General features: G+C 58.9%; 21 protein-coding genes and 1 pseudogene. 9 read left to right on the plus strand and 13 right to left on the minus strand.

Annotated elements, in window-relative coordinates; genetic code table 11:
* Positions 1–44: 44 nt before the first annotated feature.
* Positions 45–1208, minus strand: a pseudogene (locus ACREYQ_RS00080) (putative bifunctional diguanylate cyclase/phosphodiesterase); the annotation flags it as partial.
* Between the two features lie 30 nt (positions 1209–1238).
* Positions 1239–1568, minus strand: coding sequence for a YdcF family protein (locus ACREYQ_RS00085; protein WP_432260442.1), 330 nt, complete (start codon positions 1566–1568; stop codon positions 1239–1241).
* Positions 1569–2012: 444 nt separating this feature from the next.
* Between ACREYQ_RS00085 and ACREYQ_RS00090 the strand changes: the two genes are divergently transcribed.
* Genes ACREYQ_RS00090 through ACREYQ_RS00105 form a run of 4 tightly spaced genes read left to right on the plus strand, consistent with a single transcriptional unit; the run spans position 2013 to position 4262 of the window.
* Positions 2013–2546, plus strand: a complete 534-nt coding sequence (locus ACREYQ_RS00090) for a hypothetical protein (protein ID WP_432258796.1) — start codon at positions 2013–2015, stop codon at positions 2544–2546.
* Positions 2546–3106 (plus strand): PAAR domain-containing protein, encoded by a 561-nt coding sequence (locus tag ACREYQ_RS00095; RefSeq protein ID WP_432258797.1) that lies wholly within the window; start codon positions 2546–2548, stop codon positions 3104–3106. The genes ACREYQ_RS00090 and ACREYQ_RS00095 overlap by 1 nt, the downstream gene beginning before the upstream one ends.
* Positions 3103–3723, plus strand: coding sequence for a hypothetical protein (locus ACREYQ_RS00100; protein ID WP_432258798.1), 621 nt, complete (start codon positions 3103–3105; stop codon positions 3721–3723). Before ACREYQ_RS00095 ends, ACREYQ_RS00100 begins: the two co-directional genes overlap by 4 nt.
* Positions 3720–4262 carry a hypothetical protein gene (locus tag ACREYQ_RS00105; RefSeq protein ID WP_432258799.1) on the plus strand — a complete coding sequence of 181 codons (543 nt, stop codon included), beginning with the start codon at positions 3720–3722 and terminating at the stop codon, positions 4260–4262. The genes ACREYQ_RS00100 and ACREYQ_RS00105 overlap by 4 nt, the downstream gene beginning before the upstream one ends.
* A 152-nt stretch (positions 4263–4414) precedes the next feature.
* On the opposite strand, the gene ACREYQ_RS00110 is transcribed toward ACREYQ_RS00105, so the two are convergent.
* Positions 4415–7057 carry a bifunctional diguanylate cyclase/phosphodiesterase gene (locus ACREYQ_RS00110; RefSeq protein ID WP_432258800.1) on the minus strand — a complete coding sequence of 881 codons (2643 nt, stop codon included), beginning with the start codon at positions 7055–7057 and terminating at the stop codon, positions 4415–4417.
* 310 nt (positions 7058–7367) lie between these two features.
* On the opposite strand from ACREYQ_RS00110, the gene ACREYQ_RS00115 reads away from it, so the two are divergent.
* Entirely contained in the window at positions 7368–8144 is a 777-nt protein-coding gene (locus tag ACREYQ_RS00115; RefSeq protein ID WP_432258801.1) for an aKG-HExxH-type peptide beta-hydroxylase, read from the plus strand.
* A gap of 332 nt (positions 8145–8476) precedes the next feature.
* Positions 8477–8854, plus strand: a complete 378-nt coding sequence (locus ACREYQ_RS00120) for a 2OG-Fe(II) oxygenase (protein ID WP_432260443.1) — start codon at positions 8477–8479, stop codon at positions 8852–8854.
* 561 nt (positions 8855–9415) lie between these two features.
* Here ACREYQ_RS00120 and ACREYQ_RS00125 read toward each other — a convergent pair.
* Positions 9416–9577, minus strand: coding sequence for a hypothetical protein (locus tag ACREYQ_RS00125; protein ID WP_432258802.1), 162 nt, complete (start codon positions 9575–9577; stop codon positions 9416–9418).
* Between the two features lie 372 nt (positions 9578–9949).
* Between ACREYQ_RS00125 and ACREYQ_RS00130 the strand changes: the two genes are divergently transcribed.
* Both ACREYQ_RS00130 and ACREYQ_RS00135 read left to right on the plus strand, forming a co-directional pair.
* Complete coding sequence (locus tag ACREYQ_RS00130; RefSeq protein ID WP_432258803.1) at positions 9950–10696, plus strand: JmjC domain-containing protein; 747 nt, start codon at positions 9950–9952, stop codon at positions 10694–10696.
* Position 10697: 1 nt separating this feature from the next.
* The gene (locus tag ACREYQ_RS00135; protein ID WP_432258804.1) at positions 10698–11363 is read left to right on the plus strand and encodes a DUF1028 domain-containing protein; all 666 of its coding nucleotides are present in this window, start codon (positions 10698–10700) and stop codon (positions 11361–11363) included.
* A gap of 13 nt (positions 11364–11376) precedes the next feature.
* On the opposite strand, the gene ACREYQ_RS00140 is transcribed toward ACREYQ_RS00135, so the two are convergent.
* The 4 genes from ACREYQ_RS00140 to ACREYQ_RS00155 all read right to left on the minus strand — a co-directional run bounded on the left by ACREYQ_RS00140 (position 11377) and on the right by ACREYQ_RS00155 (position 14492).
* Positions 11377–11820: a GNAT family N-acetyltransferase gene (locus tag ACREYQ_RS00140; protein ID WP_432258805.1), complete on the minus strand. Its 444-nt coding sequence runs from the start codon at positions 11818–11820 to the stop codon at positions 11377–11379.
* On the minus strand, positions 11807–12814 hold the full coding sequence (locus ACREYQ_RS00145) for a helix-turn-helix domain-containing protein (protein WP_432258806.1): 1008 nt from the start codon (positions 12812–12814) through the stop codon (positions 11807–11809). The genes ACREYQ_RS00140 and ACREYQ_RS00145 overlap by 14 nt, the downstream gene beginning before the upstream one ends.
* A 710-nt stretch (positions 12815–13524) precedes the next feature.
* Positions 13525–14313, minus strand: coding sequence for a YdcF family protein (locus tag ACREYQ_RS00150; protein ID WP_432258807.1), 789 nt, complete (start codon positions 14311–14313; stop codon positions 13525–13527).
* Positions 14314–14336: 23 nt separating this feature from the next.
* Positions 14337–14492 carry a hypothetical protein gene (locus ACREYQ_RS00155; protein WP_432258808.1) on the minus strand — a complete coding sequence of 52 codons (156 nt, stop codon included), beginning with the start codon at positions 14490–14492 and terminating at the stop codon, positions 14337–14339.
* Between the two features lie 164 nt (positions 14493–14656).
* On the opposite strand from ACREYQ_RS00155, the gene ACREYQ_RS00160 reads away from it, so the two are divergent.
* Positions 14657–16432: an SWIM zinc finger family protein gene (locus ACREYQ_RS00160; protein WP_432258809.1), complete on the plus strand. Its 1776-nt coding sequence runs from the start codon at positions 14657–14659 to the stop codon at positions 16430–16432.
* 18 nt (positions 16433–16450) lie between these two features.
* Here the strand turns inward: ACREYQ_RS00160 and ACREYQ_RS00165 are convergent, their stop codons facing one another.
* The 5 genes from ACREYQ_RS00165 to ACREYQ_RS00185 all read right to left on the minus strand — a co-directional run bounded on the left by ACREYQ_RS00165 (position 16451) and on the right by ACREYQ_RS00185 (position 20568).
* Positions 16451–17302 carry a YdcF family protein gene (locus tag ACREYQ_RS00165; protein WP_432258810.1) on the minus strand — a complete coding sequence of 284 codons (852 nt, stop codon included), beginning with the start codon at positions 17300–17302 and terminating at the stop codon, positions 16451–16453.
* Positions 17303–17348: 46 nt separating this feature from the next.
* Positions 17349–17870: a hypothetical protein gene (locus tag ACREYQ_RS00170; RefSeq protein WP_432258811.1), complete on the minus strand. Its 522-nt coding sequence runs from the start codon at positions 17868–17870 to the stop codon at positions 17349–17351.
* Between the two features lie 7 nt (positions 17871–17877).
* Positions 17878–19605 (minus strand): ShlB/FhaC/HecB family hemolysin secretion/activation protein, encoded by a 1728-nt coding sequence (locus tag ACREYQ_RS00175; RefSeq protein WP_432258812.1) that lies wholly within the window; start codon positions 19603–19605, stop codon positions 17878–17880.
* A gap of 12 nt (positions 19606–19617) precedes the next feature.
* Positions 19618–20058: a hypothetical protein gene (locus ACREYQ_RS00180; RefSeq protein ID WP_432258813.1), complete on the minus strand. Its 441-nt coding sequence runs from the start codon at positions 20056–20058 to the stop codon at positions 19618–19620.
* A 96-nt stretch (positions 20059–20154) separates the two neighbouring features.
* Positions 20155–20568 (minus strand): hypothetical protein, encoded by a 414-nt coding sequence (locus tag ACREYQ_RS00185; RefSeq protein ID WP_432258814.1) that lies wholly within the window; start codon positions 20566–20568, stop codon positions 20155–20157.
* Positions 20569–20981: the final 413 nt, after the last annotated feature.

The following is a 20981-nucleotide window of genomic DNA, read 5'->3' on the forward strand; positions in this document are numbered from 1 at the left end:
GAGCCAACTGGTCTCGCGCCGTTTGCATTCTGGTGCGGTGGCATTCAAGTCACGGCACTCACATAGGCCTCGAACGCACTCGCCTCCACCGGCGGACAAAAGAAGTGCCCTTGCCCGTAGTCGCAGCCGGCAGCCAGCAGGATGTCGCGCTGCGACTCGGTCTCGACGCCCTCGGCAATCACGCGGATGCGCAGCGCATGCGCCATGCTGATGATGGCGCGGCACAAGGCCACGTCGTCCGGGCCCCGCGTCAGCGAGCGGATGAAGGACTGGTCGATCTTGATGTAGTCAATGTCCAGGCGCCGCAGGTACGACAAGGACGAGTAGCCGGTGCCGAAGTCGTCGAGCGCGATCTCGATGCCGGCCGCCTGGAAGCGGGATAGCTGGTCCATGACATCGGCGTTCTGCTCCATCAGCGAGCCTTCGGTGATCTCGATGACAAGGCTGCCCACCGGCACGTTCCTACGCTCGATCATGCTGGACCAGGACTCGGGCCCGCTCGCAGGCGCGCTGAACTCCACTGGTGATTTGTTGACCGAGATCTGGAAGCCCTTGCCCAGCAGCACCTGCCAGCGCGCAAGCTGGTCCAGCGCTTCCGTCAGCACCCAGCGGCCGATGTCGATGATGAGGCCGGATTCCTCCGCAACGGCAATGAAATCGGCCGGGTGGATCGGCCCGCGTACCGGATGATCCCAGCGGATCAGGGCCTCGGCCTTGCAGACCTTGCCCGTTTGCAGATTGACAATGGGCTGGTAGTGCAGCGCGAACTGCCCGGACGCCAGCGCCGTGCGCAGGTCCTGCGTGATGCGCAGGCGCTCCCTCTCCGCCTGGAGCAGCGCCTGGGTGAAGACCTTCCAGCGATTCCGGCCCTCCTCCTTGGCGGCAAACATCGCCTGGTCGGCGCACACCAGCAGGTCCTCGGCGTTGTCGGCGTCCTTGGGCCAGGTCGCCACGCCGATGCTGGCCGACACCACCACCAGTTCGCCGGCCAAGCGATAAGGCGCGGCAATCCGCTCCAGGATGGCCTGGGCAATGCCCCCGGCAACGCTGGCATCGCCCACCGCGGGCAGGATCACGGTGAACTCGTCGCCGGCCAGCCGCGCCACGGTATCCGACGCGCGCACCGATGCCGCAATGCGCCGCGCCGCCTCCAGCAGCAACAGGTCGCCCTGGTCGTGGCCGAGGGTATCGTTCACCTGCATGAAGCGAGTATGGTGGCATTCCGCAAGTCCGGAGCTTCAATACTCCCTCAACACCCAGCCACTAATCGCCGCGAAATACTCACGGAGCCAGGCGTTATACCGAAGGTAGAGCGGCGTTCCAGCCCCGACTCCGGCAACCTCCCCGAATCCTGCCTTCCGGGCAATCCGCAGCGCCCGCTGTACATGGAAATCGCTGGTCACCACCACAATGGGATCGGCGGCGGCGACGCCCTGCTCTTCAAGCAAGCGCCGGCTGAACACCAGGTTCTCCTCCGTGCTGGCATTGAGCTGTTGAAAGGTGATCTCGGCATTCCCGGACCGGCCCAAGACAATGCCGGGACATTGGCCGCTTGCGTCCAGGCGCATGGACAAGTCTGGAGCAATCCTTTGCGAGGAGACGATCAGAGATATGGGGCGCAAATTCTAACGGCCTCTGAATTCGAAAGAAGGACAACTTTAAGGGGCGGCCTATGGATGCACGAACTAACGTTGGGTACATCTTGGTATTGGCAAACGCGGTCTTAGCGATGGGAGCGGATTGAAGCCCAAGGTAGAGCGAGTCACCGCGGCCAACGGTGCCTTTGGCGTCTGCATATGCATTGTGCACACAGGGGCGGATTCGGACTCTTTTCAGTCGTTAGAGGTGAACAGTTGAGCTCTCCTTCACACCTTCGGTCTTGCGGGCACGTCCTCCATACCTCGCCAGATCTTTACATCCTCGTTCGCTATCAGCCAAAGGCAGATACGCCGAACTACTGTCGCGTGTCATGTGAGTACATTGACCATGAGAACCGAGGCGAGGGAAATGGCATGTCTGTCTACCTCTCGCCATTCGATGCCTACATCGCTGCCGCGTTTCTCTCCAAGTCAGGCGAGCAGTACCACGCCATTCCTGCCTATGAGTTTGACCCGCGTGAGCTCATTGAGGACAACGGCGGCAGGCTGCATTACTTCCTGCATTGCGGATGGGGGGCGAGTGACCGGCAACTGGTCACTCGGCGAAAGGGAGGCCTTGTTGGCTTATATGGCATGGATACAGTCAGGGTGTCACCTGAAGCCATGAAGGCCGTCGACTTGAATATCAACAGCAAGGACCTCGCACACTATGTCCGGATGCGAGAAAGTGCGGGACTGTTTGCGCACGCCGAATGCCATAACCGGGTATTGGCTCTTGACGAGCGGCAGCGCATGCAGCATGTCGCGCGGGCTATCGAATTAATGCCCGGCACGGTTCCGGTAGGCTGCGATATCAACCAGTTGGCAATGTACGATTTCGATGCCGCGCAATGGCACTTCGTCCCAATCGACGTCTTCACTTCCAACACAGACAACATGGAGTCGTAATGCCTGATATTCGCTACGCGCTTCGAAACGGGGATAAGACCAGTACCGGAGGCACGCTTGTTGCCACCGGCCATAGCATGTTTCATCATGGCCTGACGGTCGGTGTTGAGGGTGACTATGCGACGTGCCCGGCCTGCAAGGCTGGCGGGCCAGTGATGAACGACTGCTGCCCATCGTTCAACATACACGGGAAGCAGATCCTGGTAAGCGGTGCCCGCGTCTATTGCAAGTGTGCTACGCGGCCACTGGTCATACACTCGCAGTCCGACTTCAGAATTGAAGTGAGCCGAGGGAGTCAGCACGCGTCGCCGCCTTACTCGGCAGGGTTGAGTTCCGACGTAGCTGCGACTAGTCACGACACGCAGATCATTGAGCAGTACTACGAGCTTGTTGATGCCGACACGGGTGGACCTGAGTCCGGCTATCGATATGACTTGTTCATTGAGGATCAGCGGGTTACCCAGAATGCTGCATTTAGCGGGACGACCGCAGCAGTGGGCGGCGATGTCGCAGTGCGCATCGTCATGTGGCTGGACAAAACTATCGAAGCGCGACCATGACAGAATCTTCCAAACTCACTTCGGAGGAGCGCTTGCTGGCAGCCATTGCCTACGGCGAATCCTCCACACGCGACCAATATGAAGAGATGGCGGCGCTGGCAAGCGTTATGGTTCGTCAAATGAAGGCGCGCGGTTATTCATCAATTGACGCCTTTACAACAAAGGATAAAAACTTTTCCTTTGTGAGAACAGATGGCAACGCGCGCTACGCCAGGTTGATGAAGTCCGTGGAAAAAGTTATCGAAAAGAGTTCGGCCATGTCGGATGCGGTTAGGGCCGCGAGAAATGCATTCTCTGGAGGTGTGGACTACTCGAACGGCGCGTACTTTTGGGACGGAGCAGACATCAAGTCAAACTACAAGAATCATGCGAAGGTGAAGTCCGGCATTCACTTCACGGATCCGGCACACAATATCTACGGAATCAGTGGGTCAGAGAAAACAAAGATTCTGTATAAGATCGCCAAGAAGAAGGTCAACGGACACGTCAAGACTGTAAAGGAGGAGGTTGGTCGCTACTCCTGGGCCTATGAGTCTACTGCCGCTGCGGGGGGCACTATCTTTTGGCGCTACGGCCAAGACTGGGTTACTGCCACTCGCGCTAAGGAATACAAATGATGCGATCTACTCTCATGCCTTTGCTCCTCACGCTGTCAGTTTCCGCTCACGCGAAACAGGTGTCCGAGGCGGTCATCGATAGCTGCCTCCTATTCGACAGATCGACTGACGCTTCGATCTCGATCAGCCCAATTGAAGGGGATGCGAATCTGATCGACGAGATTACTGTGCCCGGCTACCAGCTGTTTTCCCCTGGAAGTGACAGCAACAAGCTTCGGATAGGCTACGCAACCAGCAAGCGCGGAAGCAACGACTACATCTTTGTCGGGGCGCGTCGCGGATTCATCATGCGAGCGGTCGCTGTGGGAAGGTTTCAACCGTCAAGAGTTGAGGAACCGAGCCTTGCCGCTTACGCTGTGCTGCGCCAGCGTGGGCAGCGATATGTGTGTGTGATGGAAAGCAATGGAAACGGCAGCGCCGCTTTCGTGAGATCGGCCTTTGTGGGGCGAATTCCAGCATCGAAGGGCTCCACGATGAAGCTCTACTACAAGATGGCAGATGTGAAGAAGTTCAGGGCATTCAATGAAGGGCCGAAATAGCGGCCATGATGAAGCGAGTCCTGCTGCCATTCACGGCGGCGTCGGCCATTGCCTGCACGTCCTGCTTACCCGCCCAACGGATGAGCAGCGCTGAAAAGCAAACGGCGCGAGCCAACTGGTCTCGCGCCGTTTGCTCTCTGGTGCAGTGGCATTCAAGTCACCGCACTCACATAGGCCTCGAACGCCCTGGCCTCCACCGGCGGGCAGAAGAAGTGGCCTTGCCCGTAGTCGCAGCCGGCAGCCAGCAGGATGTCGCGCTGCGACTCGGTCTCGACGCCCTCGGCAATTACGCGGATGCGCAGCGCATGCGCCATGCTGATGATGGCGCGGCACAAGGCCACGTCGTCCGGGCCCCGCGTCAGCGAGCGGATGAAGGACTGGTCGATCTTAATGTAGTCAATGTCCAGGCGCCGCAGGTACGACAAGGACGAGTAGCCGGTGCCGAAGTCGTCGAGCGCGATCTCGATGCCGGCCGCCTGGAAGCGGGATAGCTGGTCCATGACATCGGCGTTCTGCTCCATCAGCGAGCCTTCGGTGATCTCGATGACGAGGCTGCCCACCGGCACGTTCCTGCGCTCGATCATGCTGGACCAGGACTCGGGCCCGCTCGCAGGCGCGCTGAACTCCACTGGTGATTTGTTGACCGAGATCTGGAAGCCATTGCCCAGCAGCACCTGCCAGCGCGCTAGCTGGTTTAGCGCTTCCGTCAGCACCCAGCGGCCGATGTCGATGATGAGGCCGGATTCCTCCGCAACGGCAATGAAATCGGCCGGGTGGATCGGCCCGCGTACCGGATGATCCCAGCGGATCAGGGCCTCGGCCTTGCAGACCTTGCCCGTTTGCAGATTGACAATGGGCTGGTAGTGCAGCGCGAACTGCCCGGACGCCAGCGCCGTGCGCAGGTCCTGCGTGATGCGCAGGCGCTCCCTCTCCGCCTGCAGCAGCGCCTGGGTGAAGACCTTCCAGCGATTGCGGCCCTCTTCCTTGGCGGCAAACATCGCCTGGTCGGCGCACACCAGCAGGTCCTCGGCGTTGTCGGCGTCCTTGGGGTAGGTGGCCACGCCGATGCTGGCCGACACCACCACCAGCTCGCCGGCCAAGCGATAAGGCGCGGCAATCCGCTCCAGGATGGCCTGGGCAATGCCCCCGGCAACGCTGGCATCGCCCACCGCGGGCAGGATCACGGTGAACTCGTCGCCGGCCAGCCGCGCCACGGTATCCGACGCGCGCACCGATGCCGCAATGCGCCGCGCCGCCTCCAGCAGCAACAGGTCGCCCTGGTCGTGGCCGAGGGTATCGTTCACCTCCTTGAAGCGATCCAGGTCGATGAACAGCAGCGCCAGCACATCCTCCGTGCCGCGCGAACGCCCGATCTCCTGTTCCAGCCGGTCGAAGAACAGGCGGCGGTTGGGCAGATCCGTGAGCGCATCAAAATTCGCCTGGTGCCGGATGACTTCCTCCGCCTGGCGCTTCTCGGTCATGTCATGGATCAGCGCAACGCGGCGGCGCTCGCCATACGCGTGGGCCAGGTAGGTATCCACGGTCAGGTAGGCGGGAAACTCGCTGCCGTCCTTGCGGCGAATCGAGAATTCGCCGCTCCATCTGCCCTTGGCTGCCACGGTGGCCCGCAGGCGCTCGACCAGCCCTGCCGCATTGCCTGCCCCGCTGACGCTATAGCCCGAGCGGCCCTTGATCTCCGCGACTGTATAGCCGGTGGCGGCGGCAAAGGCCGGGTTCACGTCGATGATGGTGCCATCGAGCGAGGTCACCACCATGGCCTCGCTGCTGGACGAATAAACCAGCGAAGCCAGCCGCATCTCCTCCATATGGCGCCGTCGCTCCGCCATGGAGCGGCGCAGGCTGTAGTACAACAGGCCAAGCAGCAGCGTGGAAGCCATGGCACCGGCCAGGGAAACGCGGCGATAGACCTCGTAGGGCGCCAGCACCAGGCTGACGGACTCGCCCACCACGAAATTGAGCCCGAACTCCGGCACACGGTAATAGCCGAAGACCCGCTCCACGCCTTCGGAACCCGACACCGCCCGATAACTACCAGATTGGGGCGACCCGCTGGCCAGGTACGGCCTGTTGCTGACCGCCCTGGCCAGCGAGCCCTCCAGGGCCGGCACGCGCGCAATGACCTGGCCGGACGTCTTGATGACCGATGCCACTTCGCCATCGCGGTTTGTGAACGTCTGCGCAAAGCTGGCGAGCTGCTCCGGACTGACCGACACCACGATAACCCCGTCGAAGCTGCCCGCGCGCAGGATGGGGCGCGTGAACTGGATCGACCATTTGCGCGAGACCTTGCCCTTTACCGGGTCGCTGATGAACAGCATGTCGCGCCCGCCCGCGACCTGATGGACCCGGAAATGCTCGCGCCCGCTCAGGTCCACCTTCTCGCCGGGGGCGGGCGGGGCGATGGACGAGTAGAGGAGCAGGCCGTGCTTGTCGATCACCGACACCTGGAACGACAGGTCCACCACCAGGTTTTCCCGCTCATGCACCATCTCGATGAACCCCGCCTGGCCGACCAGCCAACTGGCCCGCAGGTCAAGGAGGAACTCGGACAGCCGCAGGATGCTGGATTTGGAGTACGCGCCGAACGCCTGGGCCTCCGCCTGGGTACGCTCCGCCGCGTCGTGCAGCAAGCGGTCCCGCTCGCTCACGAGCTGAAACGCCGCGAACGCCCATGTTGCAATTAACCACGCCGCCGCGCCAAGGTTCAACGGGGAAAAGACCTGGCGCAGGCGCTGCAGCGCCTTGCCATATCGGGTGGTCGAGCGTTCTGGCATCAAATGGGTATCGCAGCGCAGCGAGGAATCGACATCGATAGCAGGCTAGTCGAGGTTAGCGAACGCGACAAGCAGTACGCACTCTAGTCGCGTGCTCACTGCGTGGGGAGCTGGGCCGGTGTGTGCCGAGAGCGGCACGTTGTGGTCATGGCTCGCTCGCGGATGCAAGAGGGCGGGTAACCAGTTCAACGCTCAGAGCCAGTTTTCTTATAATCCGGTGGAATATTGTGCGGCACTTGCGCGTGCGGATAGAATAAATCCGGCAGTTTATGCGGTATTTAACCGCATGCTCTGTATGATCAGATCTGGCATGATCGAAGACGCGCATAGGCTGGCATCCGCTCTCATTTTTATTTCCCCGTCTATCTCACGAGAGAGCATGATTTCGCCATATAAGAAGGGAATGACATCTTCCGTATGGGACATATATGATTATTATATTGACTGTGACGAGAAGTTGAGATTGATCCTCAAGATCCCAGATGAGAAGCATGTCATCGAAGTCGGTGAGCGACTTACTCAAATGAACGAGATCCTACCTGAAGCCGACTTGGCATTATTTCAGGAGCTTGGCCACTTAGTGGTGCAGATCGTTGTTTTCGACGACAAGGGTTCGAGCGACATGGGCGCGGAGTCTGCAAGTTCGTTTGCCTTGTGGGGTTCCGTGCTGGTTAATATGCGCCGCTCGGTTCACGAACTGTACTTCCTCGAAGCTCTTTTGCATGAGTCAGCCCATCTGTTGTTGTTTGCGCTCTGTCAGGATGATCCGGTCGTCACGAACTCGCGGGATGAGCGCTTTGTTTCGCCATTGCGGAGCGACCTCCGCACAATGGACGGCCTCTTTCATGCAGCATACGTGACGGCCAGAATGCACTATGGCCTTTCAAAACTGAAGGAGTGCAAGTCAATCGGTGTAGGACTAGCTGGGCTCATTGATGAGCGGTGTGCGGTTCGCCAGAAGCAGTTTCAAGATGCGACTGACGTTATTCGCCGCTACGGCAAGCTGACGGGGCATGGTCGCGACATCATTAACTCGGCGCTTAGTTGCATGGGTGAGCCATTGATTGGTGAACTTGCTGCAGCATAGAGGCAGCAATGTTACCGACTTTCACTTTGACGGCGGAGGCAGTGGAGTCTTTTCGCACTTCCGGGTACCTCCAGGCGGCTGCGCCGTTCGGCCCCTCTCTGTCGGACGCACTTCTGAAGTTCTATGTCTCCCATGCCGAGCAAGCCGTCTGGGTCGCTCACTCCCCAGACAGCGGCCGGTTCGCCAGGAAAGACCGCTTTGATCCGGAGCTTGAGAAATTGCGGGAGCGAGCCGACCTATACATCGTCGAGAACGTATTTTCGTACTGTTACCGGTGTCTAGATATAGTCCGATTTTCTAGGTTTCCTGCTGTTGAGGCCCTCCTGTCTGTCATGCAGAGTCAAGAAACGCTAGGGATACTTCAATCTATCAGCGGATACAGGCTTGGTCGGGCTCGTTTCGTCGGTATTACACATTACGAACAGGGTGACTTCCTCGGGCCGCATGCAGACAGGAGCGGAGCAGACGGAGCCAAGGCGATCGCGTTCAGTTACTGCCTGGCCGCGCCTTCCTATAGCGAGGGTCATGACGACGGAGCTTTAATCTATAGGCGGGACCACCCCGAACCGGACCTTGCCTTAAGGCCAACCGCAGGCTCGTTCATCATCTTCGACGTGCCTAGGATGGGCGTTCATTATGTGGCACCCATACTTCGCAAAAGTGAAGCACGCATCTCATTGGTCGGATTCTATTATTTCGCTGAGGATTAGATTGTGGCTGATGCCCACTCAGCAGTCTCCAGCGAGAGTGTTGCGACCGCATGGTTTCAACACACACAAGCCTTTGTGCTCGCTTCAGAAAAAAGAGTATTGTTATTGATAATTGCCCTGGGTCGCCTAGGAGCCTCGATTCTCGAACTCCTGATTCCAGTATTGTTAGGGCGAATGGTCGAGACTGCTCGAAGCGCTGGAGGGGCAATGGATTGGGAAGTAATTTTTACTTACGCCTTGATCAATGTATGTTTACTCGTTGTCATCTTCTGCCTTCGTTTCCATTGCACTAGGGCTTGTGACACTATTAGCATGCAGGTTATGCTCAAGCTTATACGGGATTCTGTGCAACCTGATGCTGGGGTGCTATCCGTTCCCGAAACGTCCAGTGCCGTGTCCGTGAGAGTAATACTGCGGGCGGCATGGGCCACACAGGCTCTGGGTCAGATCGTAATTAACAGGCTTCTCCCCAGCCTGGTAATGGCCATAGGACTAATTGTTCTATTCTCTGCAATATCAATCCCCATCGGGGTGATATTGGCTGTTTGGGTGCTCGCGTTCCTATTTTTGAGCATTTTTTGTTGCGGGCGCAACATTTCGAATAGGGCTGGCCACGCGCTCGGTATGGACGCTTCCATCAGCGCCGTGCTCCTTTGCTGCCTTGAATCGACCGCTGCGCGTGGGTGTCCAGGCGATACCGAAGCTGCCGATATCGAAAAGCATGTCTGTTCATGGAGAGCCTCAACTTTGCATTGGCTATTCGGCATTACCAGGGCGTCTACGATACAAATGTCCTTCGTCATGTCTGGGCAAGTGGGTTTCTATTTCGTTATATTTTTTCTATGGTCCCGTGGCGCGATTACAGATGGCCAGTTGGCGATGTCATTGACAAATCTGGCTATTGCGTTCGGGCAGTGGAGGGATGTGGGCATGCAACTTCTGCAGCTCCAACAAGCATGCGACCCCCTATCGGCGCTGGTCGCCCATCGGCGAGCCACAGCACGCATGCTTTAGATTCGACAACCAGCTAGAGGAGCCACCGGTATGCGCAGAGGGAAGCGTCCCTCCAGGACAGGGTTGTTAGATGATAGGGTGTTGGGGCTGGCCGACAGGCTCTACGAGTTGGTCTGCGCCGCCGAGGCCGAGCCCGGGCGATGGCAGTTCTGCCCCGGCAAACGAGACCTCCTTCGAGGACTGTTCGACCTTGCCTCATTCTGTGACGAGGTCAGTGCCGTGGCGCGTGTTTTGCACCGGGATGGCGAACCGTTCCCGCTCCTGCGTATCATGGATAGGAACGGTTACCACCGGAAGGCTGAATTTTGCAGTGATGTGCAGGATGGAGCCGGGCGTCTCCATTCAGAGCTTGATTTAATGCGTGTGGGACAACTATATATGCAAGGGGCCACTCTGAATCTCAATCAGTGCGAGCGGTATTACCGACCTGCGCGTATTCTTTGCGGGCGGATGTCTACCTTGTTGGAATCCCCGGTTCAAGTCAATGCATACCTTGTCTGTGGAGACCGACCAGGGTTCAACCCGCATTTCGATTCCCACGATGTTATCGTGTTGCAAGGCCATGGACGCAAGCGTTGGCTTCTCGCAGCAGAATCCACTGGCCCCTCGATCGATGGAGTGCAGCCTGCACTCGACTACGAGTACGTGCTTGACGAAGGCGACATCCTCTTTGTGCCAACCGGGCTGTGGCATTCCGTGGAGGCCATTGGTGAGCCTTCTCTTCATTTCACGGTCGGCATTCACGCGGAAGCGCACGCTGGCTCAGCCGTGCTGACTCGGCACTACGATCAGCTCTCCTTCCGCGATCTGATATTGAGGAATAGCTAGAGTGACCTGGTCAATCATTGCCCGGGACCCGGCATCAGGCGAACTTGGTGTATGCGTGGCATCGAGGTTCCTCGCGGTCGGCGGCTTGGCAATCTACGGCGACGGACGCTACGGCGTTGCGGTCGTGCAGTCACAGATCAACCCCTTCATAGGCTCGCGAATACTCGCAACCCTTGCCCGCCAGAAGTGGACCGCCGAACTCATGAAGGGGCTCGGAAGTCTCGCAGATAGAGCGGACCGGCAATTTCATGTCGTGGCAGCGAATGGGCTCTCGTTTGCCTGGACCGGGTCCGGATGCATCTCGGAGCAAGGGCATATTTCGTGTGAGAACATCTCAGTCGCTGGGAATATGCTTGCGTCCTTAAGCGTTATTGAGATCACCCGAGCAACATATGCGCAAGCAGCGCGACTCCCTTTCCAAGAGAGATTGCTAGTCGCTATTGCTGCAGGCCAGCGAGTTGGTGGCGACAGAAGAGGGGAGCAATCAGCGGCGCTGAAGGTCTGGCATCCCAGAGGCTATTCGATCCTTGACCTACGCGTCGATGACCATCCATCACCGCTAGGCGAACTCTATCGAATGCTGGAACTGTCAGATGGCGCATACAGCAGATTTACTAGATCCTTCAATAGGATCCCTGACCACGAATATCCAGCCGAAACTGGATAGGTTGGGGCAGGGCTTACAGGTTAAGTCTGTACGAGTTTGTGTCGCGACGCTCAAAGCCACATCTTTCATAAAGCCGGTTTGCGGCGAGTCGGTCTGGACGAGAGGTCAGGTCAACCTTCGTGGCACCTAAGTCCCTGGCTTTCTCGATTGCACTACGCACGAGCCTGTCAGCTATCCCTTTCCCCCTCCAGTTCTTTGTTACCACAACGTCTTCAATCAGGGCCTTTTGACCCGAGAAAAGGATCAGGTTGGCCAGCGTCAGCATGCCAATGAGTTGGCCGTGGGATATAGCAAGCAAAATATGAACATTGGATGAACAAAGAAGGTTATCAATGACGGTCTTGTCGATAATTCTTGGTCGCGAGGACAACTGATTCAATAGGTCTGAGATTCCGATGGCGATCTCGTCGGTAACCTGGTCGGCCTGGTTGAGCCAGATCGAATCAAATTCCACCATATTTCTCTTTCTCCTCAAGTATGGTCTTCTTGTATTCTGCCGGTGGCATTCCGAACCAGCTACGAAATGCGCGGCTAAAGGTGCAAACGTCGGAATAACCGAGCGCATCTGCTATTAGCTTGTTAGGGCTGCCATTACGCATCATTTCTAGCGTCCTTTGCATCTTTGCCATCCTTGAGATGGAGCGAAAATTGACGTCGCTTTGTCGCAGTCTCTTGGCAAGACCGCCGACGCTCATATTGAGTTCCTTTGCGACCTCCGTGGCCTTGCATCCATGTCGTTGTGCGGCTTTGAAGGAGTACGAGGCAATATTCTCGGTACCATCAGTCGGACTCGGGCTCATCCCTTCGGTGGCGAGTCCGTCGGTGCCGAAGGCGGGGAATTCGTCGTTTAGATCCTCGGGCAGTGAAATTGATACCGAGGCGGCTGCACCTCTTGTTTGGTGAACGGCACATCCTAGCCTCTGCTCGTAGAGAGTGCGCTTTGCGAGAGAATGACAAAAGCATATATGGTCGATCTCTAGGCCGAGCATCTCCTTGATGATGGTTACGAGACAGGCTGTTGTGTATTCAATATCGTCGAGTGATATGTCAGTAGGTGCGGGTTGATATGAAACACACGCAACCCGATTATCTACGCGTATTTTATACTGAGCGCTACGGTCCGTGGATTGTTTGAAATGCACCACGTTAGCGAGTTGGAGTAAGGGAGACGTTGTTTGCTGGAGATTTCTTGCGAGAGCATGGGGTGCGTTCTGCGGATATTTTGATGCAAGATTAATATGGAATAATTCATCTATACTTGATCGCTCCAGTATGGATAATGCCAAGCAATATCTTTTCTTGAGGATGTTGCGGAATGGGTTTAACCTCAGTTCATTCAGATTCTCCTTCGTAAGCTGAAGGTTTGTTAATTCTATGTCCTGATGTGCGACGAGTTCATTGAGGACAAGATTAAGTCGACAGGACGCACAAGACATCAATGACGAATGCATGGCAATCCCCGGGTGAAAGGGTTTTTAGGATTTCCAGGACTTTCGTATGTGATCGGGTAGCTGAGTTGAGTATCCTACAGCGAGCTTCTTAAGGAAACGCTCGGGGACGAGTTCGGAAAAATGAATCTTGATCAGGGTCAACATTTGTGAGCGCGTGCACTCTACCTGCCCGCGTTAACCGTAGCTGCGCGATGAGCGGCTCCACCACGATCGCGTAGCTGTAGAAGTCGCACGGGTCTGCCTGGTTTGGCTGAAGTGCGTGATGCAGCCGGCAAACTTGCGCGGCTCACTGCCGTCGACGGGATCGATCAGGAAGGCCCCTTCGCGGCCCAGATGGTCGGCCCGGTCCAGTGCCAGCGGGTGCGTCAGCCGGATGGTGACGGTGTAGGGCTCGCCCTTGCTCTACCGCTTCGAAGGAGACCACCACCGACAGTGCCGCAGTGCTGCGGTGCCGGGCACCTCCAGAAAGTACGCCTGCCGCCCGGTCAGTCCCTTGAGCAGGGCCTCGCCGTAAGCCCTCAGTTCCGATCACGCAGGCAACGGAGCGCAAACCATGGCGGATCTGGGTCAGGCACCAGGTTCCGATCGCCGCGCAGACTGAACGCAGTCAGGACGCCTGGTGGTGAAGGAGGTCGTGTCAACGTACGCAGATGTCCGGCACTGGAAACGCGTGCGTTCAGGAAAATGCGTTGAGGGGGAGCGCACGGGAGTCAATACTCCCTCAACACCCATCCGCTAATCGCCGCGAAGTATTCCCGCAGCCAGGCGTTATACCGAAGGTAGAGCGGCGTTCCAGCCCCGACCCCGGCGACCTCCCGGAACCCAGCCTTCCGGGCAATCCACACCGCCCGCTGTACATGGAAATCGCTGGTCACCACCACTATGGGATCGGTGGCGGCGACGCCCTGCTCTTCAAGCAAGCGCCGGCTGAACACCAGGTTTTCTTCCGTGCTGGTGCTGCGCCCTTCCCGGATTAACCGGCCTGCTGCGACACCGTGGGCAATCAGGTACTCAGCCATGATGTCGGCTTCCCGGCACCGCAGCCCAAAATCTTGCCCGCCACTGACCGCGACCTTCACCTGCGGCCATCGCTGAGCCTGCTTCAAGCCTTGATCAAGCCGCGCAACCAGCGTTGGTGAGGCGACGCAGTTTGGCGTGCCGGAGCCGAGGATGATGATGGCATTTACGGGGGAGTTTCCTGGGATGGCGACTTCGGTGTTGTGATGGATGTTGTAGAAGAAAACGGCCACTGTCGCCAACCATAGGGCGAACGCGATCCATGCTGCTTGCCATAGTTGCTGGCGCCTGTGGCTGGCTGCTCGCCAGTGGGCTACGAGGGGCCACTGCCATGCAAGGAGCAGGAATGACGCGCCGATGCAGCCTGGCAGGACGATGCCGAAGTTGAACAGGCCCATGGTCATCAAGGCGATGGCGTCGGAGAGAAGGACGGCGCCGCATAGCGCAAGGCCCATGCGGCGCCAGAACGCCTTCGTTTTCATTCCTTGCATTGCGGTGGCTCGATTCAGTGTAAGAAAGGTTCGACAGCGAGCATGCTGAACACGTGTCGCAGGTCAGCCATCGACTGATCGATGTACTTGGTCGACTCTACCCTGACCGCCTGTTTGAACTGCATCACCCAGTCGGCGGCGACACCGCGGGAAATCAAATCGTCAGCCACGAGGTCGGTCCCTCGGCACCGCAGTCCGAAATCCTGCCCGCCACTGACTGCGACCTTCGGCTGCGGCCATTGCTGTGCCTGTCCCAGACCCTCGCGCTCAGGCAGGTATCATCGTGACAGTCCGCTGCCCGTTGCGGCATTGTTTCAATGGAACGTTCCTTTCCATGTCCGATTCTTCAAAGCTTGCTGAAACCCTCTCACTTGCCGAGGTCCAGGCGCTGGCCGACCCCAAGACGTTCGCGCGCGGCAAGGCCTATTTTCACGACGGCGCCGTGTCTCGCCTTGAGGAGCGCGAAGGCGTACTTCGCGCCAGTGTCCGCGGCACGCACAGCTACCGTGTCGAACTGGCCGTTACCGTGGATGGCCAACTCGCCTATGCATGCAACTGTCCCGTAGGCGATGACGGTATCTTCTGCAAGCACGCGGTAGCCGTTGCACTCGCCTGGCTCGAGAACTCTGGCGAAGAGGTATTCCATGCCGAAGAGGTAACCCAGGAGAAACCACGCAAGAAGCGAAAGACCTACGCGGAAGTGATTCGCGAATACGTGGCGACGCTGGACAAGGACGCGCTTCAGGAACTGCTGCTGGAAGCCGTCGAGCATGACCTGACGTTACGCGACAAACTGCTGCTTGCCGCGCGTGCGGCACAGGCATCCGATTTGCCCAGCATGAAAACTGCGGTGCGGCAGGCAACACGCCTTTCCCGGCCGCTGGACTGGAGGGAGGCTGACGCATACGGCGATGGCCTGATGTCGCTGGCAGACGTGTTGCGCCAGCGGCTAGCCGGACCGCACGCGGCGCAAGTGGTCGAACTGTCGGAGCTGGCCATTGCCGGCGCGGAAGAAAGTCTCTTGCAGATCGACGATTCCGGCGGCGGGGTGATGCCTGGCATCCTTGAGCTGGCCTCCGTCCATCTTGACGCATGCCAACAGACCGGCCCGGACCCGGTGAAGCTCGCGGAGCGACTCTTCCGGCTGCAGGCAGAGGGAGGATGGGACACCTTCTACGATGTCCTGCCAGCGTATGCAGAACCGCTGGGCGAGAGCGGGTTGCGCCGCTATCGCCAACTGGTTGGCGAGGCCTGGGACGCCCTCCCCGCGCTTGCTCCGGGCGACGAGTCTCGCCAGTCATTTGACTCGCGGCGTATGAGGCTCGAGCACGCCATGGAAGCCCTGGCCGAGCTTGACGGCGACGTTGATGCGCTCATTCGCATTGGCTCCAAGGACTTGTCGAGTCAGTACTGCTTTCTGCAGGTGGCGGAAGTTTGCGTGAAGTACGGTCGCCTCGACGAGGGACTCGCGTGGGCGGAGCGCGGCCTCAGGGAGGTGGGCGGGAATGTTGACTTGCGCTTGCTCGACTTCTGCGTCGACGCTTATCTGCATCGCGGAGCGTTCGACCAGGCCGATGCGTTGGCATGGCGTCGTTTCGCGATACGCCCGAGGGCCGACGCGTTCCCCATTTTAATGAAGGTTGCGACGGCCATCGGTCGGCTTGACGAAACCCGGGAACGCGCACTCAACCACCTCTTGGCGCTTATCAAGAAGGAGGAGTCGACCGGAAAATCGAAGCGCGATGCCTGGCAGACGCCGACGCGCAGCGAACTGGTCAAGATTTTCCTCTCCGAGAACAAGAACGACCTGGCCTGGGATGCCTTCACCGGTGGTCTGGTCTCGACGCTGCTGTGGCCCCAGATGGCAGCTGTTCGCGGCATGACGCATCCGCGTGACGCGATTACCCTCTATCAGCGGCTGCTGCCCGTCGCTGTCGATAGCGGTGCGCGCAATGCGCGCTATGACGAAGCATTTGAAATCGTGCGCGCCATCGGCAGCCTGCGGACAAAGCTGAAGGAGCGAGCGGAATTCAGCCGCGAACTGGAGGAGATTCGCGAGACCTATCGCGCAAAACGCAACTTCATCAAGTTGCTCGCCACATTGTCTTGATGGCGGGCTGCGCAGGCGTCAATACTCCCTCAACACCCATCCACTGATCGCCGCGAAGTACTCACGGAGCCAGGCGTTATACCGAAGGTAGAGCGGCGTTCCAGCCCCGACCCCGGCGACCTCCCCGAATCCTGCCTTTCGGGCAATCCGCAGCGCCCGCTGTACATGGAAATCGCTGGTCACCACCACAATGGGATCGGTGGCGGCGACGCCCTGCTTTTCAAGCAAGCGCCGGCTGAACACCAGGTTCTCCTCCGTGCTGGTGCTTTGGCCTTCCCGGATCAGCCTGTCTTCTGCGATACCGCGGGCAGTCAGATAGTGAGCCATGATGTCGGCCTTCCGGCATCGCAACCCGAAATCCTGCCCGCCACTGACCGCGATCTTCGCCTGCGGCCATTGCCGAGCCTGTTTCAAGCCCTGATCAAGCCGTGCAACCAGCGTTGGCGAAGCGACGCAGTTTGGTGTGCCGGAGCCGAGGATGATGATGGCTTTTACGAGGGAGCTTACTGGGATGGCGGCTTCGGTGTTGCGGTGGATGTTGTAGAAGAAGACGGCCACTGTCGCCAGCCACACTGCGAATGCGATCCACGCTGCTTGCCATAGTTGCTGGCGCCTATGGCTCGCTGCTCGCCAGTGGGCTACGCGGGGCCACCTCCATGCAAGGAGGAGGAATGACGCGCCGATGCAGCCTGGCAGGACGATGCCGAAGTTGAAGAGGCCCATGGACATCAAGGCGATGGCGTCGGAGAGAAGCACGGCGCCGCATAGCGCAAGGCCCATGCGGCGCCAGAACGCCTTCGTTTTTATTCCCTGCATTGCAGTTGCTCGATTCAGTGTAAGAAAGGTTTGACAGCGAGCGGCATTGGACACTACCTCACCGCATATGTCACCAGGTAGAGGGATGCCGTGCCCACAACTAGGGCCGCACAGTCTGCACGGGACGGCTGCAAGCGGAATTGCGGTAGAACACCTTGCCCTGCAACGGAGCGCCGTCCTGCGTCACGGCGGTGGCGCAACCCCGGCGGCCGGCGTTGACGAAATCGACCACTGCCTGTTGCCCCGTGAAGGTGTAGACCATGTTCACCGAGCACATGGCCTGGCTGCCATCCACCGCCGGAGCGGAAACCCAGCTCATATGGATGCGGATCGGTTTGCCGCGCGACACCCTGACCACGGGCTGTTCGCCGGGCGGGATATAGCTTCGCTCATCACGCGTCACCCGGAAGACCTTGGCGGGATCGCATTCGTCCAGATCCTCGGACACCAGCAGTGCCATGCCGCGCTCGTGGACGCTCCGGAACGTCACCTCCACGGACTTGCTGGGGGACTGCTCCGAAGGCTCATAGAGGGGATACGTGGGGGCGCAGCCACTGATGGCCAACAGCACGGCAGCCAGGCCGAGGTACGGCCTGCGCCAGGCCGAAATGGTAGTTTGCATGGTTGTCCTAGAATTCCAGCCCCACCTGTGCGGCAATGTTGGTCTGGTGTGTCCGGAAGTTGTCCGGCTTCTTGACCGGCGCGCCAAGGGTGACCTCGTAAGACAGCGCCACCACGTTGCCCAGACGCCAGCGCCCGCGCGCGCCGATCACTGCGCCCATCAGCGTCTGCCCGACCAGGAAGGCCGCAGACGGGCCGCTGACATGGCCCATGTCAAAGCCGACGAACGCCTCCTGGCCCGTATTGCCGATCTGCCAGGCGAAATCATTGCGCATCGTGACGCCGTTCTCGGCGGCCAGAGTTAGTTGTTCATCGAAGCCCCGCACTGAGTAGCGGTTGCCGATCACGAAGTAGTCCGAGGGCAGGATGCGGGTGGGCGCGTACTGCATGCGCACGCTGCCCTGGTAGCGCAGACGCTGACCGCCGACCTGGAAGGGCGCCATCAGCCCCAGGTTGCCCTGCAGGATCTCCGACTTGCCGTCCCAGTTCGGATCGCCCGGCACGAAGCCCGCGGCCTTGGAGTGGTCTGGCAGGGACTGGCGCCAGGCCGCGCCCATGTCGAAGACGGCAGCACCAAAATACTGGCGGTGCGAGGCACCCAACTCGAAACCAACGAAATCGCGGTGTTGCACCGCCAGGTCCAGCCCGTCGATGCTGCTGCTGGCTGATTTGCGGAAGAGCTTGCTGTACAGGCTGGTCTTGCCCGAGGCGTTGCGGAACGGCACATAGCCGATCCCGGCCTCAATCTGCGTATTCCGCCCACCATAGGCGATGTCGCCATCGAAGCCTGCCACGGTCTGCTTGTAACGGGACTGGTTGGCGTTGAAGAATGCGTTCCAGTAGCCGAACGGGATGCTGTAGTTGATGGCCGACGAGCGCGTGCCTGCCGCGCCGTTACCATAGTTGGCATTGGTGTTGCCGGAGATGGTCAGGCTGTCATACAGGAACAGCGGCGAATCTACCGTCAGCGTGCCGCCCATCTGGTACTTGCCAGTGTTCTGAAGTCCAGCGTTGTCCGCCGTAATGAGGCCGTGCCAGCGCTTGCCGGTGCCGGACTTGACTACCAAATCGGCTTCGCCGGGATTGTCGCCCGGCACCAGGTCAATGGTCGCATCGGCCTGGCCCTGCAGGCGGCGGATGTTCTCCATGCTCTGGTCCAGGTCGCGCTGGTTCACCAGGCCGCCTGGACCGGTCGGCAAGGCCGTACGCCACCAGCCGGCGGTGCCTTCTGACTTCACCGCATTGATGCGGCCGGCCACGATTTGCAGGCGAAGCAGACCTGTACCCAGATTCTGGGCAGGGATCAGCACGCGCGTGGTCACAAAGCCCTCGGCCACCAGCCGAGCACTGAAGTAGTCGCGGATCGCCTGCAGCCCCTTGGCCCCGGTGCACTGACCGACCAGGATTTCGGCCTCTCGGGTCAGCCAGCCGAACGCCTGTGCATCGCCCCACGCCACGGCCTTGATTGGAAAGCACGGCGACTCGGTGGGCAGGATCAGTGGACCTGTGGCCGGTTCGCTGGCAGCCGGTGACAGTACGTCCGGGCGCGCCATGGCGCGTTGTTTGGCGGCCTCCTGCTGTTGCTCCTGGCGCTGTTCGATGGCGTCGTTGGGTGTGATGTTCGGGAAGAGCGGCAGGGCCTGCGCAACGGCCAGAGAGGGCAGTGACAGGAGGAACGGGACGAAAGGGGAGGCACCGTGCGTGTTAAGGCGCGCGCTCTTGCAATTCGGTGGCATGCGGTGTTGAGTTTATAAACGGCGGTCAAATCTCTGGTCGGAATGAAGCTCAGATTTAAAGCGCATCAGTAAGCCAACTTCTAGCAGCTTGACACCGGCAGCTCCCGAAATCTTGAACGGGAATGATTCAAGCGCACAGACGATATATTCATAAGCAAGCCCATACTCCCCGGCCATTTCAATGAACTCACGTATTTGGGCCATTTGCTCCTCATACGACAATGTCGTCGTGGGGTAGTAGGCGGCTACCTCTGGTTGACTGACCATCTCGCTCAAAATGAAGAGCAAGTTAGCCTCGATCAATTCATGGCCTGAAGCTGTCATTTCGGGTCCTGTGGAGGGTTTGGCAGCAGCCGGTGAAAGCGCGTCCGGACCATCGACTTGGTTTTGGCGGATCCCGCGTTGCGTGGCCCACCCAGAACCATCACGATGCTCATCCACCTGGGAAGCCATTCCACGGCAAATCCTGCCACTCCAACCGCAGCACCGATGAGAATAAACAGACCACGCACTGAGGTCGTGAGATTTCCATCCGTTATTATCTTCATGTCATTTGCCAGACGTCGTTACCATGTTCCAACCCTTGTTTATCCAGGCCTTGATATTGTCCATGGTGCCAGTGGGCTCCCTCAATTCATTGATGGCAGGTCCGGCCATGGGATAACGCTCACCAAGAAAATAGCCGGCCGTGCCTATAGCGCCTTCGCCAAAATACTGCCCGACATCTGGTCTGGCCAACTGCTTAAAACCTCCGGCGATTACACCGGCAACCGTGCTGACAAGGGAATCTGTGGGCTTCGTGGTCGCCGCATTGATTTGATCGGGTGTGCCATACTCCAGCACCTTCCCATTCATATCCAGCCGATTCGACAGACGCATCTGCGCCTCAATCTGCTCGGCCGTGTACTTGCCATTACTGTCGGCCGCCATTTTCCGGGCTAAGGCTTTCTCATCCGGGTGCAACTGCCTGTCGAAGCGGTCAGTCCTCCTCCCGAGAAACCTCTCGCTTCAGTTTTCCATCGCCGCGACTTGCGGCCCGCAGCTCGTTGATTAGCTGGTACGTAATACTTGCAAAAATAATCAGAATCACAGGCATTCCAGCCAACACTGGTTTCCAACCCGCTCCCTTTGCATATGAGAACGCGAGTATCACACCTGGCAACCCAAGAAGAGCAAGGTATGCAACCGCAGCTCGTCTCCAGATGGGCTTCCTACCTTCCCTAGTGTTTCGGCTTTCCATAGATTTCAATTGCAGTTTGGGCAGGGCCGGACATCACTTGAATGAGCTGACTCATTGCGGACCCAGCCGGACCGGGCATGGTGTTAGATATCACAGTTCCGAATGTTGCCCCGGACGCGGCGATTCCAGTCGCTAA

Origin of the sequence: Cupriavidus sp. TMH.W2 (genome assembly GCF_050847365.1) — a bacterium.
Taxonomy (GTDB): Bacteria; Pseudomonadota; Gammaproteobacteria; order Burkholderiales; family Burkholderiaceae; genus Cupriavidus.

Bases quoted from the DNA above. Each gene is read 5' to 3' on its own strand.
- ACREYQ_RS00085 (WP_432260442.1), bottom strand. From the start codon at position 1,568: ATGCGCCTGGACGCAAGCGGCCAATGTCCCGGCATTGTCTTGGGCCGG.
- ACREYQ_RS00120 (WP_432260443.1), top strand. From the start codon at position 8,477: ATGCAGAGTCAAGAAACGCTAGGGATACTTCAATCTATCAGCGGATAC.
- ACREYQ_RS00150 (WP_432258807.1), bottom strand. From the start codon at position 14,313: ATGAAAACGAAGGCGTTCTGGCGCCGCATGGGCCTTGCGCTATGCGGC.
- ACREYQ_RS00110 (WP_432258800.1), bottom strand. From the start codon at position 7,057: ATGCCAGAACGCTCGACCACCCGATATGGCAAGGCGCTGCAGCGCCTG.
- ACREYQ_RS00140 (WP_432258805.1), bottom strand. From the start codon at position 11,820: ATGGTGGAATTTGATTCGATCTGGCTCAACCAGGCCGACCAGGTTACC.
- ACREYQ_RS00090 (WP_432258796.1), top strand. From the start codon at position 2,013: ATGTCTGTCTACCTCTCGCCATTCGATGCCTACATCGCTGCCGCGTTT.
- ACREYQ_RS00145 (WP_432258806.1), bottom strand. From the start codon at position 12,814: ATGCATTCGTCATTGATGTCTTGTGCGTCCTGTCGACTTAATCTTGTC.
- ACREYQ_RS00160 (WP_432258809.1), top strand. From the start codon at position 14,657: ATGTCCGATTCTTCAAAGCTTGCTGAAACCCTCTCACTTGCCGAGGTC.
- ACREYQ_RS00095 (WP_432258797.1), top strand. From the start codon at position 2,546: ATGCCTGATATTCGCTACGCGCTTCGAAACGGGGATAAGACCAGTACC.
- ACREYQ_RS00100 (WP_432258798.1), top strand. From the start codon at position 3,103: ATGACAGAATCTTCCAAACTCACTTCGGAGGAGCGCTTGCTGGCAGCC.
- ACREYQ_RS00175 (WP_432258812.1), bottom strand. From the start codon at position 19,605: ATGCCACCGAATTGCAAGAGCGCGCGCCTTAACACGCACGGTGCCTCC.
- ACREYQ_RS00105 (WP_432258799.1), top strand. From the start codon at position 3,720: ATGATGCGATCTACTCTCATGCCTTTGCTCCTCACGCTGTCAGTTTCC.
- ACREYQ_RS00115 (WP_432258801.1), top strand. From the start codon at position 7,368: ATGATCGAAGACGCGCATAGGCTGGCATCCGCTCTCATTTTTATTTCC.
- ACREYQ_RS00180 (WP_432258813.1), bottom strand. From the start codon at position 20,058: ATGGCTTCCCAGGTGGATGAGCATCGTGATGGTTCTGGGTGGGCCACG.
- ACREYQ_RS00170 (WP_432258811.1), bottom strand. From the start codon at position 17,870: ATGCAAACTACCATTTCGGCCTGGCGCAGGCCGTACCTCGGCCTGGCT.
- ACREYQ_RS00125 (WP_432258802.1), bottom strand. From the start codon at position 9,577: ATGCTTTTCGATATCGGCAGCTTCGGTATCGCCTGGACACCCACGCGC.